Source organism: Vibrio splendidus (assembly GCF_001557875.1).
Classification (GTDB): domain Bacteria; phylum Pseudomonadota; class Gammaproteobacteria; order Enterobacterales; family Vibrionaceae; genus Vibrio; species Vibrio splendidus_F.
The window spans coordinates 1-26,995 of the sequence record NZ_LNRF01000011.1; the positions used below are offsets into that span (position 1 = coordinate 1).

At 43.4% G+C, this 26,995-nt stretch carries 27 protein-coding genes; 14 read left to right on the forward strand and 13 right to left on the reverse strand.

What is annotated here, in order from left to right:
* Nucleotides 1-461: flagellin (locus ATB74_RS19735; protein ID WP_279626309.1), on the forward strand; the 461-nt coding region annotated here is incomplete at its 5' end.
* A 606-nt stretch (nucleotides 462-1,067) separates the two neighbouring features.
* Here ATB74_RS19735 and crr read toward each other — a convergent pair.
* The 5 genes from crr to cysZ form a co-directional block, all read right to left on the reverse strand.
* A complete protein-coding gene (gene crr / locus ATB74_RS19745) occupies nucleotides 1,068-1,577 on the reverse strand; it encodes a PTS glucose transporter subunit IIA (protein WP_004737851.1) in 510 nt (169 codons plus the stop codon).
* Between the two features lie 106 nt (nucleotides 1,578-1,683).
* Nucleotides 1,684-3,408 carry a phosphoenolpyruvate-protein phosphotransferase PtsI gene (gene ptsI, locus ATB74_RS19750; RefSeq protein WP_017061935.1) on the reverse strand — a complete coding sequence of 575 codons (1,725 nt, stop codon included), beginning with the start codon at nucleotides 3,406-3,408 and terminating at the stop codon, nucleotides 1,684-1,686.
* Between the two features lie 136 nt (nucleotides 3,409-3,544).
* Nucleotides 3,545-3,802 carry an HPr family phosphocarrier protein gene (locus ATB74_RS19755; RefSeq protein ID WP_004734263.1) on the reverse strand — a complete coding sequence of 86 codons (258 nt, stop codon included), beginning with the start codon at nucleotides 3,800-3,802 and terminating at the stop codon, nucleotides 3,545-3,547.
* 302 nt (nucleotides 3,803-4,104) lie between these two features.
* Nucleotides 4,105-5,073 (reverse strand): cysteine synthase A, encoded by a 969-nt coding sequence (gene cysK, locus ATB74_RS19760; protein ID WP_060982183.1) that lies wholly within the window; start codon nucleotides 5,071-5,073, stop codon nucleotides 4,105-4,107.
* Nucleotides 5,074-5,291: 218 nt separating this feature from the next.
* Nucleotides 5,292-6,047 carry a sulfate transporter CysZ gene (cysZ, locus tag ATB74_RS19765; protein WP_060982184.1) on the reverse strand — a complete coding sequence of 252 codons (756 nt, stop codon included), beginning with the start codon at nucleotides 6,045-6,047 and terminating at the stop codon, nucleotides 5,292-5,294.
* 229 nt (nucleotides 6,048-6,276) lie between these two features.
* Here cysZ and zipA point away from each other — a divergent pair, with 229 nt between their 5' ends.
* From zipA to cueR, 5 genes are all read left to right on the forward strand, one after another.
* Nucleotides 6,277-7,320: a cell division protein ZipA gene (gene zipA / locus ATB74_RS19770; RefSeq protein ID WP_061019520.1), complete on the forward strand. Its 1,044-nt coding sequence runs from the start codon at nucleotides 6,277-6,279 to the stop codon at nucleotides 7,318-7,320.
* A gap of 92 nt (nucleotides 7,321-7,412) precedes the next feature.
* Entirely contained in the window at nucleotides 7,413-9,425 is a 2,013-nt protein-coding gene (gene ligA, locus ATB74_RS19775; protein ID WP_061019521.1) for an NAD-dependent DNA ligase LigA, read from the forward strand.
* Nucleotides 9,426-9,950: 525 nt separating this feature from the next.
* Nucleotides 9,951-11,090, forward strand: coding sequence for a porin (locus tag ATB74_RS19780; protein ID WP_048660875.1), 1,140 nt, complete (start codon nucleotides 9,951-9,953; stop codon nucleotides 11,088-11,090).
* 98 nt (nucleotides 11,091-11,188) lie between these two features.
* The gene (locus ATB74_RS19785) at nucleotides 11,189-11,992 is read left to right on the forward strand and encodes a DUF2057 family protein (RefSeq protein WP_048660874.1); all 804 of its coding nucleotides are present in this window, start codon (nucleotides 11,189-11,191) and stop codon (nucleotides 11,990-11,992) included.
* 93 nt (nucleotides 11,993-12,085) lie between these two features.
* On the forward strand, nucleotides 12,086-12,478 hold the full coding sequence (cueR, locus tag ATB74_RS19790) for a Cu(I)-responsive transcriptional regulator (RefSeq protein ID WP_061019522.1): 393 nt from the start codon (nucleotides 12,086-12,088) through the stop codon (nucleotides 12,476-12,478).
* Between the two features lie 61 nt (nucleotides 12,479-12,539).
* Here cueR and ATB74_RS24315 read toward each other — a convergent pair whose 3' ends face one another.
* The 6 genes from ATB74_RS24315 to ATB74_RS19815 form a co-directional block, all read right to left on the reverse strand.
* Complete coding sequence (locus ATB74_RS24315) at nucleotides 12,540-12,719, reverse strand: hypothetical protein (protein WP_081090150.1); 180 nt, start codon at nucleotides 12,717-12,719, stop codon at nucleotides 12,540-12,542.
* 319 nt (nucleotides 12,720-13,038) lie between these two features.
* Complete coding sequence (locus ATB74_RS19795) at nucleotides 13,039-13,488, reverse strand: NfeD family protein (protein WP_061019523.1); 450 nt, start codon at nucleotides 13,486-13,488, stop codon at nucleotides 13,039-13,041.
* A 3-nt stretch (nucleotides 13,489-13,491) separates the two neighbouring features.
* On the reverse strand, nucleotides 13,492-14,421 hold the full coding sequence (locus tag ATB74_RS19800; RefSeq protein WP_060982191.1) for an SPFH domain-containing protein: 930 nt from the start codon (nucleotides 14,419-14,421) through the stop codon (nucleotides 13,492-13,494).
* Between the two features lie 212 nt (nucleotides 14,422-14,633).
* A complete protein-coding gene (locus ATB74_RS19805) occupies nucleotides 14,634-15,488 on the reverse strand; it encodes a co-chaperone YbbN (RefSeq protein WP_061019524.1) in 855 nt (284 codons plus the stop codon).
* 396 nt (nucleotides 15,489-15,884) lie between these two features.
* Nucleotides 15,885-16,712, reverse strand: coding sequence for an SDR family oxidoreductase (locus ATB74_RS19810; RefSeq protein ID WP_060982193.1), 828 nt, complete (start codon nucleotides 16,710-16,712; stop codon nucleotides 15,885-15,887).
* Between the two features lie 43 nt (nucleotides 16,713-16,755).
* Nucleotides 16,756-17,670: a TIGR01777 family oxidoreductase gene (locus ATB74_RS19815; protein WP_060982194.1), complete on the reverse strand. Its 915-nt coding sequence runs from the start codon at nucleotides 17,668-17,670 to the stop codon at nucleotides 16,756-16,758.
* A 289-nt stretch (nucleotides 17,671-17,959) separates the two neighbouring features.
* Between ATB74_RS19815 and ATB74_RS19820 the strand changes: the two genes are divergently transcribed.
* From ATB74_RS19820 to yfcE, 5 genes are read left to right on the forward strand one after another with little or no spacing between them, the layout of a single operon-like run.
* Nucleotides 17,960-18,694, forward strand: coding sequence for a DUF1538 domain-containing protein (locus ATB74_RS19820; RefSeq protein WP_060982195.1), 735 nt, complete (start codon nucleotides 17,960-17,962; stop codon nucleotides 18,692-18,694).
* Nucleotides 18,691-19,485 (forward strand): DUF1538 domain-containing protein, encoded by a 795-nt coding sequence (locus tag ATB74_RS19825; RefSeq protein WP_061019525.1) that lies wholly within the window; start codon nucleotides 18,691-18,693, stop codon nucleotides 19,483-19,485. Before ATB74_RS19820 ends, ATB74_RS19825 begins: the two co-directional genes overlap by 4 nt.
* Nucleotides 19,475-19,825: a P-II family nitrogen regulator gene (locus ATB74_RS19830; RefSeq protein ID WP_061019526.1), complete on the forward strand. Its 351-nt coding sequence runs from the start codon at nucleotides 19,475-19,477 to the stop codon at nucleotides 19,823-19,825. Before ATB74_RS19825 ends, ATB74_RS19830 begins: the two co-directional genes overlap by 11 nt.
* Complete coding sequence (locus ATB74_RS19835; protein ID WP_060982197.1) at nucleotides 19,822-20,229, forward strand: CBS domain-containing protein; 408 nt, start codon at nucleotides 19,822-19,824, stop codon at nucleotides 20,227-20,229. The genes ATB74_RS19830 and ATB74_RS19835 overlap by 4 nt, the downstream gene beginning before the upstream one ends.
* A 47-nt stretch (nucleotides 20,230-20,276) precedes the next feature.
* A complete protein-coding gene (gene yfcE / locus ATB74_RS19840; protein ID WP_061019527.1) occupies nucleotides 20,277-20,822 on the forward strand; it encodes a phosphodiesterase in 546 nt (181 codons plus the stop codon).
* A 287-nt stretch (nucleotides 20,823-21,109) separates the two neighbouring features.
* Here the strand turns inward: yfcE and ATB74_RS19845 are convergent, their stop codons facing one another.
* Nucleotides 21,110-21,625 (reverse strand): regulatory protein ToxS, encoded by a 516-nt coding sequence (locus ATB74_RS19845; RefSeq protein ID WP_061019528.1) that lies wholly within the window; start codon nucleotides 21,623-21,625, stop codon nucleotides 21,110-21,112.
* A 1-nt stretch (nucleotide 21,626) separates the two neighbouring features.
* The gene (locus ATB74_RS19850) at nucleotides 21,627-22,538 is read right to left on the reverse strand and encodes a winged helix-turn-helix domain-containing protein (protein ID WP_061019529.1); all 912 of its coding nucleotides are present in this window, start codon (nucleotides 22,536-22,538) and stop codon (nucleotides 21,627-21,629) included.
* Between the two features lie 270 nt (nucleotides 22,539-22,808).
* On the opposite strand from ATB74_RS19850, the gene htpG reads away from it, so the two are divergent.
* The 3 genes from htpG to hemH all read left to right on the forward strand — a co-directional run bounded on the left by htpG (nucleotide 22,809) and on the right by hemH (nucleotide 26,986).
* On the forward strand, nucleotides 22,809-24,713 hold the full coding sequence (gene htpG, locus ATB74_RS19855; RefSeq protein WP_061019530.1) for a molecular chaperone HtpG: 1,905 nt from the start codon (nucleotides 22,809-22,811) through the stop codon (nucleotides 24,711-24,713).
* A 388-nt stretch (nucleotides 24,714-25,101) separates the two neighbouring features.
* Nucleotides 25,102-25,746 (forward strand): adenylate kinase, encoded by a 645-nt coding sequence (adk, locus tag ATB74_RS19860; RefSeq protein WP_060982203.1) that lies wholly within the window; start codon nucleotides 25,102-25,104, stop codon nucleotides 25,744-25,746.
* Between the two features lie 277 nt (nucleotides 25,747-26,023).
* Entirely contained in the window at nucleotides 26,024-26,986 is a 963-nt protein-coding gene (gene hemH, locus ATB74_RS19865; protein ID WP_061019531.1) for a ferrochelatase, read from the forward strand.
* Nucleotides 26,987-26,995: the final 9 nt, after the last annotated feature.

Sequence of the window (26,995 nt, forward strand, 5' to 3'; positions counted from 1 at the left end):
ACATCAACGGTCAACAAGACTCTGTGAAAGCGTCTGTAACTGAAGATGGTAAGCTACAAATGTTTACTGGTAACAACAAAGTTGAAGGCGAAGTGGCATTCTCTGGCAGCCTTGCTGGCGAACTAGGTATGCAACCTGGCAAAGACGTAACGGTTGATACTATCGACGTAACATCAGTTGGTGGCGCACAAGAGTCTGTAGCCGTTATCGATGCGGCACTTAAGTATGTAGACAGCCACCGTGCTGAGCTAGGTGCTTTCCAAAACCGTTTCGACCATGCTATCAGCAACTTAGACAACATTAACGAGAACGTTAACGCATCTAAGAGCCGTATTAAAGATACCGATTTCGCGAAAGAAACGACTCAGATGACTAAGTCTCAGATCCTTTCTCAAGCTTCAAGCTCGATCCTTGCTCAAGCGAAGCAAGCTCCGAACTCGGCACTTAGCCTACTAGGTTAATCGATTGAAAAGCCACGTTGACTATAAGCATGGTTGATCATAAGCGCGTTAACGTTAGGCTTCCACAAATTAGCTCGTGGTGAGAGATGAGCGCTAAACAGACCCAGCTTCGGCTGGGTTTTTTATTGCCTGCGATTTGGCGAAGGTGTATTTGGAAAAGTTCAATGTTGGTAAGCGGGAGAAAAAACGAGATTCCCTATCACTTTCGTTCCTCACTGTAGGGAATGACGGGAATTGGGAAATGATGATTTCCTCGCTTACTCCATCGAAGCAGTCTTTCGTCATTCCAGAACAGAGTAGAACGAGGTATCAGGAATCTGCTTTTGAGCGAGAAGTAAGTCAGATGTTAGGGTTCTTGTTGTGGTCGAAAGACATACTGCGTGATCTAACGTGTGGGACCTGCGCCAAGGGTGGCGTTTTGTGTGGTTCAATAACAAAGTAGGGTTAATTTAGAATTGGGTATTACTGTGGTTTATTGAGGGATTGTTTACAGCGAGGTGAGGAGTAGTAATCAGAACTGTTGTTTGAGGAACTCGAGCCATATAACAGGCACAAAAAACGCCACCCTTAGGTAGCGTTTTAATTAAAGCAGATAAGTAATCGAGATTACTTAGTTACTTTAAGAACTGGAGTTTCGCCAACAGTTACAGAACCAGAAAGCTTGTTCAGCTCCTTGATTTCGTCCATGTTAGAGATAACAACTGGAGTAAGCGTAGATTTCGCTTTCTCTTCTAGAAGCGCTAGGTCAAAAGTGATGATAGTGTCACCAGCTTTAACAGATTGACCTTCTTCAGCTACGCGAGTGAAGCCTTCGCCTTTAAGTTCAACAGTATCGATACCGAAGTGAACGAAAAGCTCAACACCGTCGTCAGACTCGATAGAGAATGCGTGGTTAGTTTCGAAGATCTTACCGATAGTACCGTTAACTGGAGCTACCATTTTGTCGCCAGCTGGTTTGATAGCGATGCCGTCACCAACGATTTTTTCAGCGAAAACTACATCTGGCACGTCTTCGATGTTTACGATTTCACCAGAAAGAGGTGCGATGATTTCGATTGCACCAGCATCAGCGCTGTCATCAGATACAAGCTTTTTCAGTTTGTCAAACAGACCCATTGTGTCATGCTCCTAACGTTTAGTTTTATTCTGTAGAATATACTATACCAATCTAACAAATTAGACGACTATTTTTAGCCGTCTAACTTTATTAAGCATTTGGCGATTACTGAGTTTTCTCAGCGATGAATTTTTCTACGCAAGCTTCAATTTCTGCAGCTGTAGGTAGAGATAGTGCTTCGTCAGCCATAGCTTTAACTTCAGCGAAGTTAGAGTTACGGATTACTTTCTTAACTTTAGGGATAGAGATGCCGCTCATAGAGAACTCATCTAGACCCATACCAAGAAGAAGTAGCGTTGCACGTTCATCACCAGCAAGCTCACCACACATACCAGTCCACTTACCTTCAGCGTGTGATGCGTCGATCACTTGCTTGATTACTGTAAGAACAGCAGGAGATAGTGGGTTGTATAGGTGAGAAATCATTTCGTTACCACGGTCTACCGCAAGAGTGTATTGCGTTAGGTCGTTAGTACCGATAGAGAAGAAAGATACTTCTTTCGCTAGGTGGTGTGCGATTGCAGCTGCTGCTGGAGTCTCAACCATTACGCCGATTTCGATTTCTTCATCGAAAGCTAGGCCTTCAGCGCGAAGTTCAACTTTGTACTCTTCGATTGCTTTTTTCAGTTCACGGATCTCTTCAACAGAAATGATCATTGGGAACATGATACGTAGTTTACCGTGTGCAGATGCACGTAGGATGCCACGTAGTTGGTCACGTAGGATTTCACGACGATCCAAGCTGATACGTACTGCACGCCAGCCTAGGAAAGGGTTCATCTCTTGTGGAAGGTCCATGTATGGTAGGTCTTTATCGCCACCGATATCCATAGTACGGATAATCACTGACTCGCCTTCCATTGCTTCTGCTACTTCTTTGTAAGCAACGTATTGCTCTTCTTCAGTAGGAAGCGCGTCACGGTCCATAAATAGGAATTCAGTACGGTACAGACCAACGCCTTCACCGCCGTTACGCAGGATACCGTCACAGTCTTTTACTGTACCGATGTTGCCGCAAACTTCTACACGGTGACCGTCTAGAGTTTCAGCATGTAAATCTTTTAGTTTTGCTAGTTCAACCGCTTCTGCTTCGAAATCTTCTTTGATTTTTTTAGCTTCTGCTAATTCAGCATCTGAAGGGTTGATGATGATCTTGTTGTTCATCGCGTCTAGCACAAGCATGTCACCGTTCTTAACTTGCTTAGTGATATCGTTAGTACCAACGATAGCTGGAAGCTCTAGAGAACGTGCCATGATTGAAGTATGAGATGTACGACCGCCGATGTCACAAGCGAAACCAAGAACGTAGTCTAGGTTGATTTGTGCTGTTTCAGATGGCGTTAGGTCGTAAGCTACTAGGATAACTTCTTCATTGATATCTGCTAGAGATACAATGTTGATGCCTAGAGCATTTTTAACGAAACGAGTACCGATATCACGGATATCAGTTGCACGTTCTTTTAGGTACTCATCATCAAGAGACTCTAGTGCAACAGCTTGCTCTTCGATCACAGTGTGGATCGCGTTGTCTGCGTGCATTTTGTCTTTCTTGATGAGTGCTAAAATCTCTTCTTCTAGCTCTTCATCTTCAAGCAGCATGATGTGGCCTTCAAAGATTGCTTCTTTTTCTTCGCCAAAAGTTTCAAGTGCTTTTTGCTTAACAACTTCAAGTTGCTGAGAAGATTTGTTACGAGCGTCAAAGAAACGCTGTACTTCTGCTTCAACTTGGTCGTCAGAGATAGATTGAGTGTTTAGGACAATTTCATCTTCTTGAAGTAGTAGTGCTTTACCGAAAGCAATACCAGGAGATGCTAGGATGCCTGAAATCATAGCCTTACCTTAGTTGTTCAACTGTAAACGGGAGAGTGTGTGACTTTAAGTCGTCGACTAATGTCGCGCTTATTCCTATCTATTTCGAACAAAGCCACTTTGCTATGCAAAATGGCTTTGAAAGAAGGAGACCGTATTAGTGTAGTTGATCCATAAGAGCAACTAGGTGGTCAACTGCTTGCTGAGCTTGAGGACCTTCAGCTGAAATAGTAACGTTAGTACCTTTTACTAGGCCTAAAGTTTGTAGTTTGAACAGGCTTTTCGCGCTAGCGCTTTTGCCGTTAGAAGTCACTGTGATGTCAGCGTCGAAAGATTTTGCTTCTTTAACGAACTGTGCAGCTGGACGAGTGTGAAGACCGTTTTCTGCTGTGATTTCTACTTGCTTCTCGTACATTTTATATACCCCAATTAATTTATTTTTTGTAAGTTTGTAACCAGATTAGCTTAACTGCTTTAGCCCAAATGCGCTAGAGGCTAGTACGCCATGTTCGTGTTAGAACTTAGACTGGTTATAAATTTTTATCCAGCCATGGTCGTCTTTTACTGAGTACTCATGACTTTCAGAATTTGTTTATTGCTTCTTTTATTTTGAAGCGAAAAATAAAACAGACCCGATATTACCAAAGGTGGGGCAGGGATCAACAAAAAAGCCCCTAAACGGGGCTTTTTTGGACGAAAAATTGATTTGACCACATATTATTGTTGGTTCTCTTTTTCCGTAAAGATGCCAGCAAATAGGGCTGTACTTAGGTAACGCTCACCAGAGCTTGGTAGTACGGTAACGATAGTTTTTCCTGCAAATTCAGGTAGTTCTGCGATTCTGTTCGCTGCTACAACTGCCGCGCCAGATGAGATGCCTGCAAGAATACCTTCTTCTTTCATTAGGCGTTGAGCCATCTCAATCGCTTCTTCAGAAGTTACCGATTCAACACGGTCAATAATCTCTAAATCTAGGTTTCCAGGGATGAAACCTGCACCTATACCTTGAATTTTGTGTGGAGCTGGCTTGATTTCTTCGCCTGCAAGCGCTTGTGCAATTACTGGAGACTCAGCCGGTTCAACTGCTACTGAAGTAATAGCTTTGCCTTTTTCACCTTTAATGTAACGACTTGTACCAGTGATAGTACCGCCCGTACCAACACCCGCTACAAACACGTCGATTTCGCCGTCTGTTGCTTCCCAAATTTCAGGTCCAGTCGTCTGCTCGTGAATCTGTGGGTTTGCTGGGTTATTGAATTGTTGTAGTAGTAGGTATTTACTTGGATCTGAAGCAACAATCTCTTCTGCTTTAGCAATCGCGCCGTTCATGCCTTTTGGTGCTTCAGTTAGCACTAGGTTTGCGCCAAGCGCTTTAAGCAGCTTACGACGTTCTAGGCTCATTGACTCAGGCATCGTTAGCGTTAGCTTGTAACCACGCGCTGCAGCTACGAATGCGAGTGCAACACCTGTATTACCACTGGTTGGTTCAACAAGCTCGATGCCTGGCTTAAGGGTACCTGCTTTCTCTGCTTCCCAGATCATGTTCGAACCGATACGACACTTAACACTGAAGCTTGGGTTACGAGCTTCGATCTTAGCTAGGACGTTACCTTTGCTTACTTTGTTTAGGCGGACTAGAGGTGTATTACCAATCGTTAGGGTGTTGTCTTCGTAGATCTTGCTCATGCGATATTCCTTCATTTAATGACAGAACTAAACGTAGTATATCAATCACTTTACCGTCTAGTGTCTTTCGATGTTTGTTCAGCTTGAATTTAGATTAAACAAGTTGAAAAAAAGGTAAAAGGATTAAAAAGTTATATCATATAGATATGTAGCAGAATTCACGCCTATCTTTGTTGAAATCAGAACCTCAAAAAGATAGGCGAATATAGAAGAGAAGACTAGCGAGAGCGCAGAGCTTGGTCTTTAAACTCAGCAACCCACATTGCCGTCGCGCCGCAAACGGCAACGGGCATCACGATCAGGTTTAGAATAGGAATGGTAGTGAAAACAGAAACAAGTGCGCCGAAGCTGTAGCTCTTACCTTGTTTTTGTTTCAAACTGTTTCTCATGTCATCAAACTTGATTTTATGGTTATCGAATGGGTAGTCGGCGTATTGAATCGCTAACATCCATGCTGTGAAAATGAACCATAAAAACGGTGCAACGGTTTGCCCTAGTGCTGGAATTAACAAAAGTAGGAATAAACCTATCGCTTTTGGCAGAACGTAGACAAGCTTGCGCCATTCTCTCGCTAAAATACGTGGTGTATCTTTGAGTACATCCAGTAAACCATCGTCATTGACTTTTTTGCCACTGAGTAGCTCTTCTACCTTTTCAGCGAGCAATCCATTGAAAGGCGCGGCAATGAAGTTCGCGAGGGTGCTAAAGAAATACGAGAAAGTGGCCAATACGGTTAACACAAGTAATGGCCATAAAATGTATGACAACCACGATAAGAAGCTTGGTAATGCACCAATCCAACCCTCAATCCAAGTGTTTAGATTCGAGAAGATATAAAACAAAGCACCACCAACGAGTAACACGTTCGCGATAAGTGGCATGAGTACAAACTTACGAATGCTCGGCGACAAGGCGATTTTTATTCCGAAAATAAAATAGCCAAAGCCGGAGCGGGGAACAGATTCAATAGTCATATTTAAATTGGGTCACATGTGAATTTGATTAAATAGCAAACATGTCTAGTGTACTCGACCGAAATTAAGAAAAAAAGCGTGGTGAAAATCACACCATGTAAGGAACTAATTGTATTAAGTTGTTCTAAAACAGTGGCTACTTTTGATAGAGTAGTGAGATTAGCCAAATTAACCCAACTTAGTGACAGCGTGTTTATAGCTAGTTGACTAAGAAAGCTGAGAGCGAAAAATGCAGGAATTGCGATTTGTACTCATTATTGTTGGCGCATTAGCTATCGCCGCATTATTGTTCCATGGTCTATGGACGAGTAAAAAAGAAGGGAAAGCAAAGTTTGGAGATAAGCCGCTTGGTAAGCTTGATAACGACAGCTTAGATCAAGCAGAAACAATCCCAAACCGTTCATTCGCCCCAGAAGATGATTTTGAGATAATCCGAAAAGAGCGTAAAGAGCCGGATTTTGCTGTTTCACCATCGGCGACTGATCCGCTGATTGACTCTGATCCACTAACAGCGCCAGTAATGAAAGAAGCTCACGAAGACGAAATCGAATTGAATGATCTTCCTTCTTTCAGTGTAGAAGACCCAATTAAGGTTGAAAGTGAACCTGAAGTGATTGAGGAAGAGAAGGTTGTTGAGCCTGAAGTTCCAAGCTTTGAGTTGACTGACGAGCAAAAAGAAAACCATGCAGGCTTTAAAGAGCAGTACGGTTCGTTTGAAGAATCTTCTGAGGCGGTTGATGAGCCACTCGTTCCAAATGAAACGTTCATTCAAAGAGAGCCAGTTGTTGCGAAAGAAGTCGTTACTCCGCAAAGTGCATCTGTTGAAGATGCAAAACCAGATGAAGAACTTGGCTTAGAAGTTATCGTTCTTAACGTTCACTGTGCTGGAGAGATCCCATTTGTGGGTACAGAACTTTTCCGTAGCATGGAGAACAACGGCTTAACTTATGGTGAGATGTCTATCTACCACTGCTTTGCACAATCTAGTGACGAGCCAAAAGTTATCTTCAGTGTCGCAAACATGATGCAGCCAGGAACGCTAGAACATGATGATCCTGCTGACTTCACGACTAAAGGTATTTCGTTCTTTATGACGTTACCTTGTTACGGTCAAGCTGATCAAAACTTCAATGTGATGTTGAGTGCGGCGCAGAAAATTGCCGACGATATGGGCGGAAACGTATTGGATGAGTCACGTAACTTAATGACACCAAACCGTTTATCTGACTACCGCAAGCAAATCAGAGACTTTATGACGGCATCGAATGCCTAGCCGTATTGTTTAGCCTTGTAAATAATCTATATTTATAGAAAAGGGCTCCTAAGGGAGCCCTTTTTGATATTTCAATCACGACAGAGAATGATATGAAAGAATCGATTCAAGTTACCTTAGAGCAGTTAAGAGAAACTCTGCATTATCACGCCGTTCGTTATTACGTAGAAGATAGCCCTGAGATCCCTGATGTCGAGTACGATCGATTAATGCAGCAATTGCTAAAGATCGAAGAAGAGAACCCAGAGCTTGTGACGGTAGATTCGCCAAGCCAACGTGTTGGCGGTCAGCCTTTAGATGGCTTCACTCAAGTGACTCATGAGATCCCAATGCTTTCTCTGGACAATGCTTTCTCTGATGAAGATTTGGATGCGTTCAATAAGCGAATGTCTGATAGAGCGCCAACCGAAAATCTCAAGACTTTCTGTTGTGAACCTAAGCTTGATGGCCTTGCCGTTAGCTTGCTCTATGTGAATGGTACCCTAGTTCAGGCTGCTACACGTGGTGACGGTGCGACGGGTGAAAATATCACTGAAAACGTGCGTACGATCAGCTCTATCCCACTTAAGTTGCAAGGTGAAGGCTGGCCGGAGCGTATAGAAGTTCGTGGTGAAGTGTTTATGCCGAAAGCGGGTTTCGATAAGTTGAATGAGATGGCGTTGAAGAAAGGCGAGAAAGTCTTTGTTAACCCACGTAATGCCGCCGCAGGTAGCCTGCGTCAGCTTGATTCTCGTATTACAGCGAAACGTCCGCTGGCCTTCTACGCATACAGTGTCGGTGTTGTACAAGGCGCTGAGCTATCAAATAGTCACTACCAACGCTTTTTACAGCTTAAAGGTTGGGGCTTACCTATGTGTCCTGAAACTAAGCAACTAAGCTCTCTTGAAGACGTGAAAGCCTATTACCAAAATATTATGACTCGTCGTGATGCTCTGGCTTACGAGATTGATGGCGTTGTTATCAAAGTCGACGACATTGCGGCTCAAGAAGTGCTTGGCTTTGTTGCACGAGCACCGCGTTGGGCGATTGCTTATAAGTTCCCGGCTCAAGAAGAGATTACCCTGCTCAATGACGTTGAGTTTCAGGTAGGCCGTACCGGCGCTATTACGCCTGTGGCTAAACTGGAACCTATCTTTGTGGGTGGTGTGACGGTGAGTAATGCAACGCTACACAACGCTGATGAGATTGCTCGTTTGGGTGTCAAGGTAGGCGACAGCGTTATTATTCGCCGTGCAGGTGATGTTATTCCGCAAATTGTGGCTGTTGTACAAGATCGTCGCCCTGAAACGGCTAAAGACATTGTATTCCCGGACGCCTGCCCTGTATGTAATTCTGCAGTTGAGCGCGTAGAGGGCGAAGCTGTAGCGCGTTGTACTGGTGGTTTGGTATGTCAGGCGCAGCGTAAAGAAGCGCTTAAGCACTTTGTATCGAGAAAGGCTTTGGATGTTGATGGTCTTGGCGTAAAGGTGATAGAGCAGCTTGTAGATCGTGAAATGGTAGAAACGCCAGCTGACCTGTTTAAGCTCAGCGCGGGCGTGATCACGGTTCTTGACCGCATGGGGCCAAAATCGGCACAGAATGTAGTGAGCGCACTTAACAAGGCTAAAGATACGACACTAGCGCGTTTCCTTTATTCACTTGGTATTCGTGAAGTGGGTGAAGCGACAGCGATGAACTTAGCGCAACACTTTAAGACGCTGGAACTGGTTCAAGCAGCTACTCATGAACAATTAGTTGAAGTGTCAGATATTGGTGACATCGTTGCTAGCCATATCACCAGTTTCTTCTCACAAGAGAAAAACAGAGCGGTCGTCGATCAGCTGATAGAGCTAGGTGTGAATTGGCCAATCATCGAAGAAGCTGCCGATGACCAAGAGCTACCATTAGAAGGTAAAGTCGTTGTGTTAACAGGCTCATTGTCGCAATTAGGTCGAAGTGAAGCTAAAGCTGCGTTACAAGCATTAGGTGCGAAAGTGACGGGTAGCGTATCGAAGAAAACGGACATCTTGTTTGCCGGTGAAGCTGCGGGTTCTAAATTAACTAAAGCACAAGATTTAGGTATCGAAATAAGAACAGAAGAAGATCTAATAGCCCTTATTTCGTAAGTAAATACAGATAAAAAAAGCTCAAAGGCACTCCTTTCAAGGGAGTGCCTTTTTTGTTTCTGATATAAAAATGAGGGCTTTTTAATTGTTGAGAATTTTGTTCCTATACGAACTCTAAAATCAGGACAGTGACGCTGCTCAACATTAATGAAATACCATTGTAGTTGTATCAAAAATGCGAGTCACTTCTATTTTTATAAGAGCGAACTACATTCAAGTGGTTGATATTTATTGTTTTTATTGTTTTTGGTTGTGAGCTTTACAATTTATCGATCTGGATCACTAAGTACCTACTAAATTTGCACCAACTCATATTTTTTTAGATGAAAATTAAGTTCTCATTGATCTTTTTGAGGGCGAAGTTAGTCTTAATGCCATGGATGCACACGATGTGTATAACCAGAAAGGAAATAGAGAATTCAGAGTTTAGGGTTCTCAAACAAGAAAAGGTATTTCTCTCTACGGCGGCCAACTTTAGGCGGGGAATATTCAAACAGCTATATCCATTTTTAGGAGTTTTATTCCATGGAAAACAAAATTTTCAAACGTACTCTACTAGGTGCATCTGTTGCACTTTTATCGACAGGCGTAATGGCGAAAGAAGTTGGTATCAACTCTGACTTCAACGTTGACGTTTACGGTGTTGCAGCTATCTCTCTAGTGAACTACAACACAACTGACAACAATGACTCTAGCTCTGGTTACGCAGTAGAGAACGAATCTCGTATCGGCTTCCGTGCTCACAAAGATATGTTTGAAGACGTTACTATCACAATGCAGATCGAATCTGGCTACGTAGATAGCACAGACTGGTCTCACGGTGGCGTTTCAGGTGGTGTTCTAGGTTTCCGTGATACGTTCGTTGGTGCTTCTGGCTCTTGGGGTAACCTTCGTGTGGGTCGTGTTCTTACACCACTATACGAAATCGTCGACTGGCCATTCTCTAACCCTGGTTTAGGTTCTGTATTCGATTGGGGCGGCATCAACGGTCACTACGATCGTCAATCTAACCAAGTACGTTACGATTCAGCTAAATTTGGTGGTTTCTCTTTTGCAGCTTCTGTTGGTCGTGATGATAACGACAACGGTGGCGGTGCAGCGACTCGTGATGCAAACTTTGTTGGTGCAAGTGCTAAGTACAGCTTCGAAAAAGTAACATTCATGGGTGCGGTTGAATCTGGTACTCGTGTAGTAGCGGAGACTGGTGGTGAGTATGTTGTAGCTCAAGAAGACATTAAAGATGCAAACGGCAACGTAACTACGCCTAAAGGTGAAATTTACCTAACTGATACTGTAGCTGGTTACGATGACGATACATTCGCATACATCGTAGGTTTTGAAGCTAGCCTACCAGCTGGTTTCGGTATCGCAGCAGCATATAAAGGCGAAGAGCTAGATAACGGAATCCGTAAAGTGACTCAAGATTCTTACTCAATCATTGGTCAATACTGGAATGGTCCAATCGGTTTCAAACTAGGTTACGCAGCTAACCTTGAGTCTGAAACAAATGGTTCTAAAGATGCTAACTCAGACAGCAACACTATTTCTGGTCAGCTAATGGCTGTTCATAACGGTTTCGTACCTTACCTACGTGTAGCGGGTCGTACTGTTGGTGACGCTGATACAGATATCGTAACTCGCGTTGGTCTTGAGTACGGTTTCTAAGCTAGAATCTTTAGCTTAAACAGTTAGATAAAAATCAAAACGCTGGTAAATTTTGTTTGCCAGCGTTTTTCCATAGTGAACATAAGGAATTAGTCATAATGAATAAAGTTAGTGTAGTTGTATTATCATTATTTTTGGGAGCTTGTAGTTCACTCGATTCACAAAGTAATTTTGCAGACTCAGTTGCAGATGTACAGCCAAAAGGTGGTTACATTCAAGTGACTGGACAATCTTATGTAGCGGAAAGTAAAGCGAACGTCGGTGCTGATATCCTGAAATCGTCACTTTACTTTACATACAACAAAGAAGTAACACAGAACTCGGCTCCAGAATCTTCAATTATCATGGATGTGAGTTACTTCCAGAGCTATAAAGAATACGAAACCGTAAGCTTTTTTGGAAAGACGATAGACCTTGAAGAGAGACAGGTTCCAAGAGAGAGCTGCAGCGAACACTGCACAAAGACTCAATATATTGAATTTCCATTGAGCGAAGCTGACATTCAGCAAGCAAGAGAAAAGAACTTAGAATTTACACTTGATGGACAAAACTCAGTAATGAGTACAACTTTCATTGTGCCGAAAGCGTATATCGACACAATCTATAATGGCGCAAATAATCATACAGCTATCGCTGTTGCTCCAGTAGCGGTGCCTGTTGCGGCTGTAGTTGCTGAAGAGCCAAAAGCATCACAAGCACAAGAGATGGTGAATTACTGGTATGGTGAAGCAACCAAAGAAGAGCAAGCTGCAGTGACAGATTGGGCATTCAAGAATCGTAAGAACGCGAACCCAGCACCACTAGAAGGCTCAAAAGAGATCGAAATGGTTTCATACTGGTTCAACAAGCTAGATAGTGAAGAAAAATCTCAAACTATTATTTGGTTGTTAGAGCAAGAGTAAGCCTTTAACGTTACGCCCTAACTATGTTTTTCAACCGCAGTATTGTATAACAGCAGTACTGCGGTTTTTCATTTTAGGCTTACAGGTAAGATTGTGAATATTGGTGAAGTAGCGAAGCGTGTTGGTACAACAGCGAAATCCATTCGTTTTTACGAAAGTAAAGGCATGATGAGTCCTCCACATCGTTCAGAAAACGGCTATAGGCAATACGGCGAGATTCACATCGAACAGTTGGAGTTTGTACTAAGAGCTAAAATGGTTGGATTTACCCTTGATGAGTGTAAAGCGCTTGTTGAACTGGCAATGAACCCCAACAGACAAAGCTACGAAGTAAAAAAGAAAGCCACGCAGAAGCTAGATGAAATAGAGTTTAAGCTTGCTGAATTAAATAAGATGAAAGCTCAACTGCAATCTTGGGTTCATGACTGCCCTGGTGATGCTTCAACGGAATGTCCTATTTTAAACAACCTTGCTGGCCGCAGTTAGTTTCGAATGTAAATAATAGTCAGGCTGCAAATAGTATTACGAGCCTGACTTTAATTACCAATCACAGTACTGTTCCGCCGTAATGTTTGCAGATTAGAATTGGTACATGAGTGACTGCGTTGCCATCTGAGCACTTAACGATAGGCCCCATGTTTCCATTGCCTGGAGACTGACTGCTCGCTAGAGCGCTTCCGAATGATAAGCTGAAAATAGCCGTTAGAATTATCAAAAAATGTCTCATACAAACTCCATTAGGTTTATCTCTGATTGAGATAAATGAAAGTATGGACAAGGAAAAGAAAATTTCAAAAATCTGACGGACTTAACATTTTTAATAATTATAATTAAGCGAGAGCCAGGCTAATTATTCATAAATATCTTGGGTAAGAAATCTGGCTTTCTTATACCTTTTCAGCTTAATCAAAATTTTTAGCTTTACGAAATAAGAACTTATTTTTTTTTCAATTCAATCTATCGCAATGATAATTCTAATATTATTAAGGTTCAAAAATAGAAAAAGCCTGCATTTATTGAAAATGCAGGCTTCATATAGCTCTTGTTTATAAAGGCTCTATTATTAGAACTATTCCGTCTAAAGCGACAATCCTAATTTCGGTGCCAGATGGGATATCTTGACTAGCCTTTGCTGACCAAGAAGAGTCACCGAACTTAATACGACAGCTACCTTTCTTTACGTCTTCACTAAGGATTAGGGTTTGACCTACAAGCTGCTTTTCTCTTTGGTTGAGTTCTCTATTGGAATCTGACTGCTTATCACTAGATAGTTGTCTTCTCCACCATAACCAAGTGGTGATGAGGGAGAAGCTAGCAAAGGACAGCCATTGCATCTGCCAACCGATTGGTAGCGCGCCTAATAGAGCACCGACCAACATGGCTGATATGCCGATCCATAAAAAGTAACCAGCGGTCCCAATTAGCTCAAGCGCTAACAATGCGAGACCAAACGCTAACCAATGCCAATGGTTTACTTGTTCTAGTAATTCGACCATAAGTTAGTCCTTACCACCTTTGTCATTCTTATGTGCAAACATCTCTGCGATACCTGCGACAGAACCCATAAGGCCGGTTGCTTCGAGTGGTAGCATGATGATCTTGCCGTTTTCAGCTTGGCCTATAGATTTCAATGCGTCGGTGTAACCTTGTGCAATAAAGTAATTGACCGCTTGCATGTCACCTTGAGCAATCGCCGTTGATACCATTTCTGTTGCTTTAGCTTCTGCTTCTGCAGCACGCTCACGGGCTTCTGCTTGCAATATTGCTGCTTGCTTCTCACCTTCTGCTTTCAGGATTTCTGATTGCTTATGGCCTTCTGCTTTTAATATCTCAGCTTGTCTTACACCTTCGGCCTCTAGGATATCAGCACGTTTATTACGCTCGGCTTTCATCTGAGCATTCATCGCAGCAGTAAGGTCTGCTGGTGGCTGTACATCTTTGATTTCGATACGTGTAACCTTCACGCCCCACGGGTTAGTTGCTTCATCAACGATATTTAGGAGCTTAGTATTGATCATGTCACGCTGGCTAAGCATCTCATCCAGCTCCATCGAGCCTAGTACAGTACGGATATTGGTGAGGGTTAAGTTACGGATCGCATGTTCAAGGTCATTCACTTCATAAGCCGCCTTAGGTGCATCGATCACTTGAACAAAACACACCGCATCAATAACTACATTCGCGTTATCTTTGGAGATGACTTCTTGTGCCGGGATATCGAGAACACGCTCCATCATACTGATGCGTTGTCCGATTTTATCGATAAATGGAATGATCAGGTTTAGACCTGGTTTGAGGGTTTGTGTATAACGGCCAAAGCGTTCTACGGTCCAGTTATTGCCTTGCGGAACCGTTTTTACTCCGGCGAAAATAAACAGTAGTGCGACGGCAGTAAAGACGCCAATAGTAATCAGGGTATCAATAGGCATACAAAGTCCTTTGCAAGTTTAAGTTTTTGAATGTTTATTACTCATACTGGCGCATATTTAAAGGCGGGGCAAATTTATAAATGAGAAATGGGCCATAAAACATTGATTTTATGGCCCATTATGAGTTTTGTATTCAAAAACCTAATAGGTAGATTCGCTGAATTTAGATTTGATAGCTAACTGGCTTAAGACTCAGCAGTTACAGAACCTGACTAGTAAAGCAGAGAGTACAGTTGTCGACGGTACTTACTGGCAACTGGGTTACCTTGTCCAAGCGCACTCAAGATGTCCATGAACTCTTTTTTCATGTCACCATCGAGAGCATTAAGATCTTTGGCTAGGAAAGACCACAATAGATCCATTGCTTCTTCACTGCGGTTCACTTGGTGATATTGCAATGCTAATTCAGATGCCGTTTTAGCGTCGCTTGGATTTTGCTGAAGCGCCGCTTCTAATGCTTGGATTTCTGGGCTATCGGCCGCTTGCTTATGAAGTTCAAGCTTTGCAACTAAGCCTTTGTAGTAGTTGTCTTGGTACTCAAGAGGGATGGTTGTTAGCTGGAATTCAGCAAGGTCAAATTGTTGCGTTTCTAACAAACACTCTGCGATCGCCAGTTTTACTTCACCTTTATTCGTCAGCTCTGCTGGGAGTTGCTGCATTGCTGCTAGTGCTTGTGTGTGCTCGCCAGCTTGCATTTGCTCAAGAGCTTGACGCAAAGCAAGTTCATCTTGGCTAGGAAGGTGATTGCTTAGCATCTCTACAATCGCGTCTAAGCTTTGAGGACCACCCAGTCCATCGACAGGTTGACCGTTAACAAACAGTGCAATCGTAGGCAGTGCTTGAACACCAAACTGGCTAGCAATCGCTTGTTCTTGCTCGCAATTCAGTAGGGCCAAAGTAAAAGCACCGTTGTATTGCTGAGTTAATGTTTGAAGTTCAGGAATGACTTGGGCGCTCTCTTGGCTCATTGGTGCCCAAAAATGGATGAGTACAGGGGTCTGCATCGAACCTTCTAATACTTGACGAAAGTTCTGCTCATTAAGTTCAACAATATGCGGAGATTGCATTTACGTTCCTTGAGGTTTGTTTTGTGGATACGTTGCAAATATGGGGGGATTAGTCGGTAACTTCAAGATCTAACTCGGTTATCTCGGATAAAAAGAACCAAAAATAGAAAAACGCTATGCTTCGATGTTGATAGAGTTGTTATCTCAACATGGAAGGCATAGCGTTATCATCGAGGTAGTCAGTGAGGCGTTGCGTGAGATACTCAAAACAGAATAAACAACGTAATAGCCAGACCCACACCTACCCAATTAAGTCGGTTTAAAGTCATGAGATTTCCAGAGTAGAACCATCAATTGGGAATAACTGATGGGATAGGATAAGCATGACATCTTATTGTTACGGAAAAATTACATCGTTACATTAAAGTTTGCGACTCTGCATTCAAAGTTAGTAATTTATGCAGCTTTTCTCAAAATAGGGTCTAGCAAGCGACTCGGTAGGATCCTTTTCAATACCGCGAACACTTTAGTCGGGGTCGTAACTCGGTATCTTAGCTTGGGTTTGTCGGCGGTGAGAGCATGGAATACCGGCTCAATACAACTTTCTGGAGGCAGAACAAAAGCGTTATTCGATGATTCTTTTTCGAGTCGCTCTTTTTGTTGTTGGTAAGCGTCTTGGTGGGCGCTGCCAGAAATGTTGATCCATTTATTGAAAGCTTTCAAGGCATTGGTTCTAAATTGAGTCTCAATTGGCCCAGGTTGCAGTAATGAGACCTGTATGCCACTGCCATGCAGTTCTAATCGCAAGGTATCTGTCCAACCCTCAATCGCGAATTTAGAAGCATTATAAGCGCCACGATATTTCATGGCTGCAAAACCTAATACGGAACTGTTCTGTACGATTCGTCCTTCGCCACGTTCACGCATGTGCGGGAGGATCTGACAAACGAGATGGTGCCAGCCGAAGAAGTTGGTTTCGAATTGCTCTCTGAGTCCTTGAGTTGGTAAGTCTTCTAGTGCACCTGCTTGGCCGTAAGCGCCGTTGTTGAACAATCCATATAAACCATTAGGTGCGAGGTCAATCGCAAGCTTGGCGCCATGCTCAATACTTTCTTGGTTGGAAAGATCTAATTGAATACAGGTGAGGCCTTCATCTTGAAGGCGTTGAACATCTTGTGGATCACGACAAGATGCAATGACATGAAAACCACGCTTTTGAAGTGCATGAGCACATGTATAGCCAATACCTGTTGAGCAACCGGTAATCAGAATCGACTTGTTCACACTTAATCCTTTATTAGAGTCTCTATTGCTCTAGGGTAAAGAATTAGTCTTGATGTTGTAACAAGTTTTTTAGTGCTGGCTCGATTCTTGAGTAACTAAAGATGAATCCCATCTCAGTGAGTTTCTTCGGCTTGGAGCGAATGCTGTCAAATAGCAAACAAGATGATTCCCCCATGAGAATCGACATTGCCCATTTCGGCGTGAATAAGAAATGCGGTCGGCCTAATTGTTTCGCTAACGTACTGCTGAACAGTTTGTTGGTCACAGGGTGAGGGGCACACATATTGAATTCCCCTTGAGCGTGCGGCATAGACAACAAGTGGTTGATGGCTCTCACCATATCGAGAATGTGAATCCATGGCATGTACTGCTCACCTGAACCTAGTGGGCCTCCGACGCCGAGTTTATAGGGCAATAACATCTTCTTGAGTGCGCCGCCATTCTCGCCAAGTACTACCCCCGTTCGTAGTAGTATCACGCGTGTGCTTTCTGATTGCGCTCTTTTGGCTATCTCTTCCCAGTGGGCACAGACTTTATGAGGAAAGCTTTCATCTTCTACTTGCAACGACTCGTCAAACGGATGCTGTTGTTGATCGCCATAGTAGCCGACGGCTGAACCGCTAATAAAAGCGTGTGGTGGGTTGCTACTGGCATGAATTAATTCGACCAGCTTTTCAGTGATGTGCCAGCGACTGTTACAGATCCTCTCTTTTTGCTCTGTACTCCAACGCTTATCGGCAATCGGCTCACCTGCAAGGTTTACCACCACATCAAAGTCATTGAGATCACTAAGTTCATCAAGGGATTGAATGTAATGAAGGTTGTTCTGGTTGAGGTGATTTAGGTTTTGCTTCGCATTTTCAGGACTCCGCGTCAGCAATGTCACGTCGTCAGTGTTCCAACTCTTGACCAATTCAGAGCCAATAAATCCTGTACCACCCGTTAACAATATCTTCATACCAATCTCCCTATTAAACATAATTATAGACATGGCTTGTTTTTAGTCGCCAATCAATACGAAAAAATCACTATAACGATCATAAGGTTTCAATCGTGTGATGCCCAAATTACGCCTTTTTCAATTTACAAAGGAGTGAAATTAAATTCATCAAGTCAGGATGCGTACCGTTATCACACTTATGCACTTTACTCGGATATGTTACCAACTGCGTAATATTTGTCACATAAGCAATGATAAGGATTTGCCATGATTATTGTTAATTCATAATCAACGACAAGGAATTGCGATGACGGCGGTGCTTGCTTTGTTTCGGTCCATGTTAGGTAGCCTTAGGGATCTATTGCCAATCGTAGCGGTAATCGCTTTCTTCCAGCTTGCTGTTCTGCAAGAGCCACTCCCTCATCTGTTGTCTATTTTGACAGGCTTAGTGCTGGTGGTCTTTGGTCTGACTTTCTTCATCTTTGGCCTTGAAATGGGGTTGTTCCCGATTGGCGAATCGATGGCTCAAGCATTTGCGCGAAAGGGCAGTGTGTTCTGGTTATTGACCTTCGCTTTCTGTTTAGGATTCGGCACCACCATTGCCGAGCCCGCGTTAACCGCAGTGGCGGCCGAAGCTGCAGAAGTGGCCGCCGAGGGAGGAGTCATTCCTAATTCCTTAGATGAAATGGAGCAGTATGCCGATGGCCTGCGCTTTACTGTGGCGTTGTCGGTTGGCATTGCTATTTTACTCGGCGTGTTACGAATCTTAAAAGGTTGGCCAATTCAGTACATGATCATTGGTGGTTATATTGGTGTGGTGGTGCTCACTGCTTTTGCTCCTGAAAATATTATTGGGATTGCTTACGACTCTGGGGGGGTTACAACATCGACGATCACCGTTCCTTTGGTAACAGCGTTGGGCGTTGGTTTGGCCTCGGCAATTAAAGGACGCAATCCGATGATTGATGGGTTTGGATTGATCGCGTTTGCTTCGTTGCTGCCGATGATGTTTGTCATGGTGTACGGGATGGTGGTGACATGATCAGTGCTCAACAATTTATCGACACCTTTTTAGGCACTGTGATGGATGTGATCCCGATTGCGGTCATCATCTTTGGTTTTCAGTTAGCAGTGCTGCGTAAGCCAGTCAATAACCTAGCCAAAGTACTCATCGGTTTCTTTTACGTCATTCTTGGCTTATCATTTTTTTTGATGGGCTTGGAGCTCGCGTTGTTCCCTCTAGGGGAAACGATGGCAATGCAACTCACTGAACCAAGCTTTTTGACTGAGTTTAAGATCAGCTCTGGTCTTACATTGACTTGGTTTGATTATTACTGGGTTTACCTCTTTGCGTTTTGTATTGGTTTCAGCACCACGATAGCTGAGCCTTCTTTGATCGCTGTGGCGATTAAGGCAAACCAAGTTTCCGGTGGTAGTATCAGCGTCAATGGGCTGAGGATCGCCGTGGCATTGGGCGTTGCTATCGGTATCTCACTGGGCAGCTACCGTATCGTTGCGGGTGACCCGATCCACTACTACATCATTTTTGGTTATGTAGTAGTGGTCATTCAAACCTTTTACGCCCCAAAACTCATTATTCCATTGGCCTACGACTCGGGCGGTGTAACCACGTCAACGGTGACAGTCCCTTTAGTAACGGCGCTCGGGCTTGGGCTCGCTTCAACCGTACCAGGACGAAACCCTGTCATTGATGGTTTTGGATTGATCGCTTTTGCCAGCTTATTTCCCATTATATCGGTGATGAGTTACGCCCAAATAACTCAATGGTTAAACCGTTTACACACCTCTAAGGAGAGCAAAGATGCGCTTTAAATTGATCGTAGCGTTTGTAGAAGAGAGCAAGACCGACACCGTGCTCGATGCCGCGCGTGATGCGGGCGCAACCGGAGCAACGGTGATTAACAATGCCAGGGGGCAGGGGTTAAACCAAAAGCGCACCTTCTTTGGGTTAACCTTAGAGGTGCAAAAAGATGTATTGCTGTTTGTTGTCGAAGAGCATCTAGCAAGGCATATCCTTGAAAGGATCAGTGAAGTGGGTGAGTTTGACCAAGAGTCAGGGCAAGGTATAGCAGTGCAGATCGACGTCGAAGATGCCGTCGGGGTAGCGCATCAAGTCGAAACATTAACTAAGGTTGTGGAGGATGAACTATGAATACCAATGACAAGATTCGTGTGAGTGACGTAATGGCCAATACCTATGTGATTATTGATGGGCTAACCACGGTGTTGGAAGCGATAGAGATGGCGAAGAAGCATAAAGTAAAAGCCATCATTGTCGATAAACGCCACGCAGACGACGAGTACGGTATTGTATTGATGAATGACATTGCAAAGAAAGTCCTGGCTAAGAACCGTTCTCCCAAGCGTACTAATGTTTATGAGATCATGACCAAGCCAGCGCTAAGCGTGTCTGCTGAGATGAACGTAAAGTATTGTGCTCGCCTGTTTGAGCGCTTTGGTATCAGTCGTGCGCCAGTAGTGCGTGACAACAAGATAGTCGGTATGGTTAGTTACAATAATATCGTGATCAACGGCATGGCGAGAGATGACGTGTAGCATTTAGATACGTACAATAGGCTCATAAATTTTATGGAGAAGTACGTGTGAAATTATTTTTTGCTTCAGACCTACACGGTTCGCTGCCCGCAACAGAAAAAGTATTAGAGCTATACCGAACGTCTGGTGCGCAATATTTAGTGTTATTGGGTGACATTCTGAATCATGGACCAAGAAACCCGATTCCAGAAGGATACAATCCGCCGGTGGTTGCAGAAAAGTTGAATGCGTTTTCTCAAGAGATCATTGCCGTTCGTGGTAATTGTGACAGTGAAGTGGATCAGATGCTGTTGTCTTTTCCAATGATGATGGATTATTCGTGGGTACTATTAGAATCAGGTCAGCGTATTTTCCTAACTCACGGTCATTTGTACAACACCAACAAACGTCCAACGCTGAAAGCGGGTGATATTATTGCCCATGGCCATACCCATGTTCCAGTTGCAGAATATCAAGATGATATTTTTATCTTTAACCCTAGTTCGGTGACATTCCCACGAGATGGCCACGCGGCGAGCTACGGTATATATGAAAACAATACGTTCAAAGTTATTAGTCTTGAAGGTGATGAGCTTGTGAGCGGCCAGCTATAAGCTCTCGTAGCCAGTTCCATCAACATTTAATAGGGTGACGGAACTTGAATCTGTCACTGCTATAAAAAGGCTTATTTTGAGTCTACGTGGCCGAGGTCGCTGTTTGATTGGATCCTGTTCTCATGGATGTTCCTTTAAACGGCATAATAGTAATGTCATACTGGTATCATTGCTCCAATGACGAGATGGGGCACGGATAGCAAAGAAGGGGCGTCATGCCCCTTTTCTTGTTGGTTTACCGTTTCATGGTATTTAGCCATTGGAATGCAGTAAATAGCTTTCCAATCTTAGTTTGAAAACAATACGGTAGAACCATGATTTAAGCTAGTCAGTAACAGTGCCTTCGGGTTAACAATGTCAATGCGACGGCTTTGCTCAGCGTCCATCTTAATGACTTGAGTGATAAGCTCTAGTTGTTCTTCAGAAAAGTCTTGGCGCTGAGCCGAAGTCACATCTTTAAACTCTGTTGGTGAAACCAGTAAGTAGTTATCGTTAATATCCCACTGACCTGTTTCAGAGATGTTGATAACATTCGCAGGTGCCGTTTGAGTGCCGTACAGTCTAACCACAGACATTCTCAGGTACGTACCATTGGGTAGGTACTTTGCATTCGATGACAGTTCAACTTTACGAAGTGGGCCAATTGAATCAGCTTGTTTGTTATCGCTAATTAGAGTCACCATTTTCGATTGCCATTCATGCTGAGTAAGTAAGCGCTCTACTTTTGCATCACTGCCCCAATGTAGCCAACCACTTAAAAACGCAGATAGAACCAGTAAAATAATTGATACTTTTAATTTCATGTTACTGTCCACCGTTACAAATGTCGTTTACATCCGACTGGTTTGCGTAAATTCTTAGGGTTACATTTTCGCTTGAGTACTCTTGCGGGTGAATGTAGTTGAGGGCAAGGTTGTTGGTTTGTCCACCTGTTGCAATCACTTCAGTCGGCTTTAGCATACCAGTGTGATTAGTGTTGTAACGCAATACACACTTCTCTATCGCTGGCAGCCAACTACTGAGATCTGGGTGATTAATCGGTGATTGAACTTTTACACCATCCACTTCAGCCAATGTTTTGAACTTAGACTCTGCCGGGTTAGTAAACGTTAATACCAAAATTGGCATGATGAAAGCAGCAAGCAGTAACAAAAACGTTAACCACTTATCGGTGCGTTTTGCCGGAGTCGCAACAGGAGGTGTTGCTAGTTCTGCTTCAACCTTAGTTTCTTGAACGTTCGCAATAGGTTCAGGTTCAACCGTTTCAGTGATCGCTTCTTCAGCCGCTGTCGGTGTTGCAAACGTTAGGATAGGTTCTACGTCATTTTCTGCAATTTCGGCCGCTACTGGCTGATCATTTGATGAAAATGGAGCAGAGCGCTCGACCGTTGCAATAAATTGGTAACCGCGCTTAGGCACTGTTTTTACGAATTCTGGAGACTTGGTCGAGTCTTTGAGCATCTTTCTCAGGGTCGATACTGCTTGCGTCAAGCTTGAGTCATCAACCTCAAAGCCTTGGTCTCGCCAAACATACTCATGTAATTCATTGCGAGTGATAACTTCATTGGGTCTTTCTGACAGCATCAGGAGAATGCGGCTTTCATTGCTGCCTAGACGTACGACTTCGCCGTCGCTCAGTTGGTCAACAAGTGAGTTGCTGTTTGGATCGAATACGAACCGCTGTGCGAGAATAAACTTTGTGCCGATATTGCTCATTGAATTCTTCTATTTTGGATGATTTTGGGTGCGAAATAGACAAATCTCAGGTGAAGTTCCGTTAATTCTTCACCAAATCATGGCTTCTTTTATGTTCTTTTATATTTATCAGACTCAAGGATAATAAAAACAGATCAAAAAAACAGTGTTTTTATGATTTTTGACCTTGAATTTACATTTGTCATCCTCATGTTAATGAACAGAAGAGTGGCATCAAGTGTTACGCCCCTATGATTATTCAACATAAAGTATAGATGTTTTGGAGTAAAAATGAGCGAAACGGCAACGCAAAATAAAGAGACTCGTGGCTTTCAATCTGAAGTAAAACAACTACTTCATCTAATGATTCACTCACTGTATTCAAATAAAGAAATCTTTTTACGTGAGCTGATCTCTAACGCATCTGACGCGGCTGATAAGCTTCGTTTTCAAGCTCTATCGAACGGTGACCTTTACCAAGGTGATGCAGATCTAGGTGTAAAACTTTCATTCAACGCTGAGGCAAATACGTTAACGATTTCTGATAACGGTATCGGTATGAGCCGTGACAACGTTATTGAGCATTTAGGCACAATCGCTAAATCAGGTACTGCAGACTTTTTCTCAAAGCTATCTGAAGACCAAAGCAAAGACTCTCAATTGATTGGTCAATTTGGTGTTGGTTTCTACTCTGCATTCATCGTTGCTGACGCCGTAACGGTTCGCACACGTGCCGCAGGTCTTGCAAGCAATGAAGCGGTGCAATGGCACTCTGCTGGTGAAGGCGACTACACCATTGAAGACATCACGAAAGAGTCTCGTGGTACTGACATCATTCTTCATATGCGTGAAGACGGTAAAGAGTTCTTAAATGAATGGCGTCTGCGTGAAGTGATTGGTAAATATTCTGACCACATCGGCATTCCAGTTTCTATCTTCACAGCTGTGAAAGATGATGAAGGTAAAGACACCGAAGAGAAGCACTGGGAACAGATCAACAAGGCGCAAGCGCTTTGGACTCGTAACAAGTCTGATATCGAGAAAGAAGAGTACCAAGAGTTTTACAAGCACGTATCTCACGACTTTGCTGATCCACTAACCTGGAGCCACAACAAAGTTGAAGGTAAGAACGACTACACAAGTTTGCTTTACATCCCAGCAAAAGCGCCTTGGGACATGATGAACCGTGACCACAAGAGCGGCTTAAAACTTTATGTACAGCGTGTATTCATCATGGATGATGCTGAGCAGTTCATGCCATCTTACATGCGTTTTGTGCGAGGCTTGATTGACTCAAACGATCTGCCACTGAACGTGTCTCGTGAAATTCTGCAAGATAACAAGGTAACTCAGTCTCTTCGTGGCGCATGTACTAAGCGTGTACTGACTATGCTTGAGCGCATGGCGAAAAATGACAACGAAAAGTACCTAGAGTTCTGGAAAGAGTTTGGCCTAGTAATGAAAGAAGGCCCAGCGGAAGATATGGCGAACAAAGAGAAGATCGCTAGCTTGCTTCGTTTCTCATCAACGGAAGTGGACTCGGCTGAACAAACCATCAGCTTGGCGTCTTACGTAGAGCGCATGAAAGAAGGCCAAGATAAAATTTACTACCTAACAGCAGATAGCTACGCTGCTGCCAAGAACAGCCCACACTTGGAGCAGTTCAAAGCAAAAGGTATCGAAGTGGTTCTAATGTACGATCGCATCGACGAGTACGTAATGAACTATCTGACTGACTTTGACGGCAAACAGTTCCAATCGATCACTAAAGCGGGCTTAGATCTAAGCAAGTTCGAAGGTGAAGAAGAGAAAGAGAAGCAAAAAGAGACAGAAGAAGAGTTCAAGTCTGTTGTTGAGCGCACTCAATCTTACCTAGGTGGTCGTGTTAAAGAAGTTCGTACGACCTTCAAGCTAGCAACAACACCTGCGGTTGTTGTCACTGACGACTTCGAAATGGGCACGCAAATGGCTAAGCTTCTTGAAGCTGCGGGTCAAGCGGCACCAGAAGTTAAGTATATCTTTGAGATTAACCCTGAACACGCACTTGTGAAACAGATGGCTGATGAAGCTGATGAGCAAGCGTTTGGCCGTTGGGTTGAGTTACTCCTTGGCCAAGCTATGCTAGCTGAAAAAGGCTCAATGGAAGATCCGTCACAATTCTTGGGTGCAATCAACGAGCTACTAACAAAGCGTTAGTCTTTCGACTTTAGGTTAAGTCAATAATTGTAATAAAAAGCTCGCAAATGCGGGCTTTTTTTATGAACGTCGTTGAAAATTGACCTAACGTGGTCAACGTCACCGTTATCGTCACAACAAATGTTGTCGATGCATTCTTTAGTCGTAAATTCAGCCAAATTGAATATTAATGTGATAGAATGCTCGACCTAATCAGCTGGGGCTAGGAAGCTACTATCTCCAGTTGTATGATTTTTAAACGTTATACCGAAACTTACCGTTTTGCTTCTGTTCACAGTTTTGCTTAGCCTCAATGGTTACTTAACTCTTTCTGTTCATCCTAAAAATGAGCAAGAATGGAGGGATAGTGAGCTTCGGTATAAATCATAATTTTATAAGAGGATTAAACATGCGCATCATTCTTCTAGGTGCTCCTGGCGCGGGTAAAGGTACTCAAGCTAACTTCATCATGAACAAATTTGGTATCCCTCAAATTTCAACTGGTGACATGCTACGTGCTGCTATCAAAGCGGGTACTGAGCTTGGTAAGCAAGCAAAATCAGTAATCGACGCTGGTCAGCTAGTTTCTGATGAAATTATCCTTGGTCTTATCAAAGAGCGTATCGCTCAAGATGACTGTGAGAAAGGTTTCCTACTAGACGGTTTCCCACGTACAATCCCACAAGCTGATGGCCTAAAAGAAATGGGCATCGCTGTTGATTACGTTGTTGAATTCGACGTAGCTGACGATGTGATTGTTGAGCGTATGGCTGGTCGTCGTGCTCACCTTCCTTCTGGTCGTACATACCACAATGTGTACAACCCACCTAAAGAAGAAGGTAAAGATGACGTAACTGGCGAAGAGCTAGTTGTACGTGATGACGACAAAGAAGAAACAGTTCGTGCACGTCTAGGCGTATACCACGATCAAACAGCTCCGCTAATCTCTTACTACGGTAAAGAAGCTGAAGCCGGTAACACTCAGTACCTTAAGTTTGACGGTACTAAGCAAGTTGCTGAAGTTAGTGCAGAACTTGAGAAAGCACTAGCATAATTGGCTAACAGCCAGTTTTAGAATTTGATATATTGGAAGCGACCTTAAGGGTCGCTTTTTTTGTTTCAATTTTTAGTACGATACCAATCTAGATAATTTGATTGCACATGATTCAGAACGGTTCAGGCCCGATGGTAGTGGCTAGCAATTGAGAGTGGATGTTGTGTATCTCATATGAAGAATGATTATTCAGACTTTCATTGAGGCGCAATGATCTTAAACTTATGCAGATTAGTATATTACTTTCCAGAAATTCACATATTGGTCTCAGGTATCTATGGAAAATAATAAAAAGCAGGGCGTTTTACTGGTGAACTTAGGCACACCAGATTCAGCGACCCCAGCTGGCGTTCGTCGATTTTTGAGTGAATTCTTACATGACAAGCGAGTCGTAAATCTAACGCGTTGGCTTTGGTGTCCAATCTTGCACGGGGTGATTTTGCCGATTCGCTCCCCTAAAGTGGCTAAGTTGTATCAGTCTGTTTGGATGGATGATGGCTCACCGCTGCTTGTTTACTCTCAAAGACAAGCTGAAAAGCTTCAGAAGAAATTAGAGATGCCTGTTGCGTTGGGTATGACCTATGGTAACCCAAGCTTAAAGACTGGTGTTGAGCAACTGATGGAGCAGGGCGTTGAAGACATCATCGTACTGCCTTTATACCCTCAGTACTCTGGGACAACCACAGCGGCTGTTTCTGATGGTTTAACCAAAGCCTTTAAACAGATGCCAGTTATTCCGAGCTATCGCTTTATTCGCGACTATTACGCTCACCCAAGCTACGTAAGGGCATTGGCTGAAAGTGTCCGTAGTCATTGGGACAAAAATGGCAGAGCCGATCATCTCGTTTGTTCTTTCCACGGTATTCCGAAGCGATTGGCTGATGAGGGCGATATCTATCCTCAACATTGTGAAGCGACGACAAAACTGCTTGCTATTGAATTAGGCTTATCAGCGGACGATATCACCATGACATACCAGTCTCGATTTGGTCGGGAGGAGTGGTTGAAGCCTTACACGGACGAGACACTTGAATCGCTGCCGAGCAAAGGCATCAAGAAGATCGATATCATGGCGCCTGCATTTTCGGTTGACTGTTTGGAAACACTAGAAGAGATTTCAGAACAGTGTAAAGAGACTTTCATTGATGCTGGTGGGTCGGACTTTAGCTACATTATGTGTCTGAACGATAGAGACTCCCACATCGATATGATGGCAGAGTTAGTAGCGCTATATCGCTAATAGTTGTTG